Below are 3,452 nucleotides of genomic sequence, written 5' to 3'. Positions count from 1 at the left end.
TCCGACGATCTCGCGCATGATCTCGTTGGTGCCGCCGTAGATGCGGTGCACCCTCGCGTCGAGGAATGCGCGGGCGATCGGGTACTCGGTGATGTACCCGTAGCCTCCGTGCAGCTGCACGCCGGCGTCGAGCACCTCCCACTCGCGCTCGGTCGCCCAGAACTTGACCTTCGCGGCCTCTTCGGCCGAGAGCTTGCCCTTCGAGTACGCGAGCAGCGCGCGGTCGATGTAGGCCCAGAGCGCGTCGACGGTGGTGGCCATGTCGGCGATGGTGAAGCGGGTGTTCTGGAAGTCGATGATCCGCTCGCCGAACGCTTCGCGGTCCTTCGTGTAGGCGACGGTCCAGTCGAGCGCGGCCTGAGCGGCAGCCGCACCGGCGACGCCGATCGACAGACGCTCGAGCGGCAGGTTCATCATGAGCTGCACGAAGCCCTTGCCCTCGACCCCGCCGATGAGGTTCTCTTCGGGCACGAACACGTCGCTGAACGACAGCTCGGCCGTGTCGTGACCCTGGAAGCCCATCTTGTGCAGCTTCTTGCCGTGGTCGAAGCCCTCCATGCCGTTCTCGATCAGCACGAGGCTGAACGCGTCGGGACGGTTGCCCTCGCCGGTCTTCACGAACGTGACGACGAGGTCGGCCGTCGCACCCGAGGAGATGAACGTCTTGGCGCCGTTGACGATGTATCCGCCGTCGACTTTCTTCGCGGTGGTCTTGATGCCGCGGAGGTCTGACCCTGCGCCGGGCTCGGTCATGGCGAGTGCGCCGACGACCTCACCGGTGGCCATACGGGGCAGCCATTTCTCCTTCTGCTCCTGCGTGCCCATGTGCACGAGGTACGGCACGGCCAGGTCGTCCTGGATGCCGAACGCACCGGCGAGCGAACCCGCCCCGGCCGCGATGACCTCTTCGTTCACGACCGCACGGAACCGGTAGTCCTGCAGCATGCCGGCGCCGCCGAACTCCTCGGGGACCGACAGGCCGATGATCCCGGCCTCACCCGCGGCGAGCATCGTGGCCCGGTCGACTTCTCCGTCGGCGTTCCACTTCTCGATCGTCGCGTTGGTGACGTAGCGCTTGACGAAATCCTTGACGAGGTCGCGGAATGCCTCGTGATCCTCTTCGTAGATGTCGCGTTCCATGCGATCCTCCTGAACGTGTCGTGCCTCATTGCTCCGGCGATTCTATGTCCGGATGCCGACACGAAACAGTCCATTGTGAGAATGCATCCCACAGAACGTGACACTGGGTACCGTCGTTGTGGGATGCCGCAAAGCACTCCCTCCGCCGCGCTCAGGGCGCGTAGTCGGGCGCCGCGGGCAACCCGAAGAACTCCTCGAGCGTGTGGTATCCCCCGGCGTGGTACGCGGCGGCGAGATCCACGCCGACGTACCGCAGGTGCCACGGCTCCGGTGCGTAACCGGTCACCGGAGTGCCGACCTCCTCGTAGCGCACGATGAACCCGTACGCCCACGCGTTCGCCGCGACCCAGTCGCTCTGCCCGGTTCCGCCGAAGCCGTCGAGACCGCCGCACGCCGCGTCACACGCGACCACGTCGAGCGCGAGACCCGTCTGATGCTCGCTGAATCCGGGCCTCGCCGACCCGGCATCCGCATCTTCCTGTCCCTGCGCGCGGACATGCGCGTCGTACGTCGTCACCTGCAGACCGTACGAGCGGTAGCCGTTGTTCGCGCCGATCCGACCGACGCCGGCCGCCGCCGCCGCGTCCGCCATCTGCCCTACCGCGGCGGCGACATCGGAGCGCACGAGCCCGGACCGCGTCGTCATCTGCAGCGGAACCGCATCCAGCCCCGCCGGCTCGTACTCGGGCGGATTCAGGGGAAGAGTCTTGTTCACCACGACCCACAGACGTGCCGGATCACTCAGTGAGATGCACGGCGCGTTTCCGGCGACCACGGCGGCGCGGAAGTTCTCTCCCCCGCCGAAGCCCGCGATCGCCCCCGCGTCGTCGCCGCTCGACAGCGCCGCGAGCACGGAGGGCTCGGCGCACGGGTCGGCGGCGACGGTCGCTCCGACCTTGACCGTCGGCACCTGCACGACCGCGACCGGCTCCGGCATCGTCTCGGGCGCGGCCGACGTCACCACCGGTGCGGACGCGATCGAGAACAGCATGCCGATCGCGGTGACGGCGACACCGAGCGGCAGGGCGGGACCGCGGATCGGAGAGCGCGGAGCCGCGTGCTGGGCGTGCGGCGAGGGAAGCATCACCCCCCATTCTCCCCCGTGGCGGCGAAACCGCGAGACCGGGTTGCGAGCAGTATTGGTAATTCGTCATATGTTTGGATACCGTGGGAGCGTGCACGACCATGAGCGATCAGAGCGGATGCCGGTGGCCCGGCTCCGCACCGGAACACCCCTCACCCGCTTCGGCCTCGGCGGCGCCCAGCTCGGGAACCTCGGCCGGGTGACCACCGACGAGCAGGCGCGCTCGGCCGTCGACACCGCCTGGAACCTCGGGTCGCGGCTCTTCGACACCGCCCCGCACTACGGCCTCGGGTACTCGGAACAGCGCCTCGGCCAGCTGCTCGCCGACCGCCCCCGCGACGAATACGTGCTGTCGACCAAAGCCGGACGCACGCTGGTGCCGCAGCCGCACGCCGAAGGGCAGCTCGACGACGGCGGGTTCGCCGTGCCGGCCGCCTTCCGCCGGGAGTTCGACTTCTCGCGCGACGCGATCCTGCGCGGTGTCGAGGCGAGCATGGAGCGTCTGGGCGTCGACCGCCTCGACATCGTCTACCTGCACGACCCCGACGATCACTGGGACCAGGCCTCCACCGAGGGCATCGGCGCGCTCATCGAGCTGCGCGACCAGGGCGTGGTCGCGGCGATCGGCGTCGGCATGAACCAGTCCGCCCTGCCGGCGCGCTTCGTCCGCGAGACCGACATCGACGTCGTCATGCTCGCCGGGCGGTACACGCTGCTCGAGCAGCCCGCCCTCGCCGATCTGCTTCCCGCCGCGCTCGCGCACGGCGTGGGCATCGTGAACGTCGGCGTCTACAACTCCGGGCTGCTCGCGCGGCCCCGCGTCGCGGCGGATGCGACCTATGACTACGTGCAGGCGCCCGCCGAGCTGATCGCACGGGCGAACGCGATCGCCGGCGTCTGCGAGGAGTTCGACACCGACCTGCCGACGGCGGCCATGCAGTTCAGCCTGCGGCATCCGGCGGTTTCATCCGTGGTGCTCGGATGCCGCGACGGCAACCAGGTCGCGGAAGGGATCGCGCGCCTCGAGGCCGACGTCGACGAAGCGCTCTGGGACGCGCTGGTGGAACGCGGACTGCTGCCGGAGGGCGTGTTCGGCTGAGGCGGCCGGAGGTGCGAGACCCTTCGTCTCGCTCCGCTCACATCGTGGATCGGCGTCAGCGGCCTCGGCTTCCTCATGGTGCTCCTCGTGACGGGCGTGCTCTTCGGCATCAACTCGCTGGGCGTCTAC

General features: G+C 69.0%; 3 protein-coding genes. 1 reads left to right on the top strand and 2 read right to left on the bottom strand.

What is annotated here, in order from left to right; genetic code table 11:
• A partial coding sequence (locus tag DW306_RS00030; RefSeq protein ID WP_136053616.1) for an acyl-CoA dehydrogenase family protein occupies nucleotides 1-1,140 on the bottom strand: 1,140 nt, incomplete at its 3' end.
• 151 nt (nucleotides 1,141-1,291) lie between these two features.
• Nucleotides 1,292-2,224: a M15 family metallopeptidase gene (locus tag DW306_RS00025; protein ID WP_136053618.1), complete on the bottom strand. Its 933-nt coding sequence runs from the start codon at nucleotides 2,222-2,224 to the stop codon at nucleotides 1,292-1,294.
• A 91-nt stretch (nucleotides 2,225-2,315) separates the two neighbouring features.
• Between DW306_RS00025 and DW306_RS00020 the strand changes: the two genes are divergently transcribed.
• The gene (locus DW306_RS00020; protein ID WP_342670820.1) at nucleotides 2,316-3,323 is read left to right on the top strand and encodes an aldo/keto reductase; all 1,008 of its coding nucleotides are present in this window, start codon (nucleotides 2,316-2,318) and stop codon (nucleotides 3,321-3,323) included.
• The last annotated feature ends 129 nt before the right edge of the window (nucleotides 3,324-3,452 follow it).

Origin of the sequence: Microbacterium sp. K24, assembly GCF_004794465.1 — a bacterium.
Taxonomy (GTDB): domain Bacteria; phylum Actinomycetota; class Actinomycetes; order Actinomycetales; family Microbacteriaceae; genus Microbacterium.
The sequence above is the reverse complement of the archived record's forward strand: the minus strand, read 5'-3'. Positions and strand labels throughout refer to the sequence as shown.

Coding starts and splice junctions, on each gene's coding strand:
- DW306_RS00025 (WP_136053618.1), bottom strand. CDS start 2,224: ATGCTTCCCTCGCCGCACGCCCAGCACGCGGCTCCGCGCTCTCCGATC.